Source organism: Pseudohalioglobus lutimaris (assembly GCF_002866825.1).
Classification (GTDB): domain Bacteria; phylum Pseudomonadota; class Gammaproteobacteria; order Pseudomonadales; family Halieaceae; genus Halioglobus; species Halioglobus lutimaris.
In genome coordinates this window covers 1-399 of the sequence record NZ_PKUS01000075.1, presented here as the reverse complement: position 1 = coordinate 399, position 399 = coordinate 1, and the positions used below count along the sequence as shown (strand labels likewise).

Genomic DNA, 399 nt, shown 5'->3' with positions numbered 1-399 from the left:
GGAAGGCTGGCTCTACCTGACGGTTGTCGTGGATCTGTTCTGCGGCCAGGTTGTTGGTTGGTCTATGAGTGGCCGCATGGACCGCCAGCTAGTCATCCAGGCAGTGCTGATGGCCTTGTGGCAGCGGAAGAGCAAGGAGCAGGTTGTACTGCATTCCGATCGCGGATCGCAGTTCACTAGCCATGAATACCAGCAGTTCCTGGTTGGGCACAATATCACTTGCAGTATGAGTGCCGTTGGCAGTTGCTATGATAATGCAGCGGCCGAGAGCTTCTTTGGATTGCTAAAGCGGGAGCGGGTTAACCGCCGCCGATACGCCACCAGATCTGAGGCTAGGGCCGATGTGTTCGAATACATCGAACTGACATACAATCCAAGGAAGCGCAGAAAACTAACACA

The 399-nt window shown here is 54.4% G+C and carries 1 protein-coding gene; it reads left to right on the top strand.

What is annotated here, in order from left to right; translation table 11 throughout:
- Nucleotides 1-399 (top strand): IS3 family transposase (locus tag C0039_RS20855; RefSeq protein ID WP_133126073.1); only part of this gene is annotated, 399 nt, incomplete at both ends.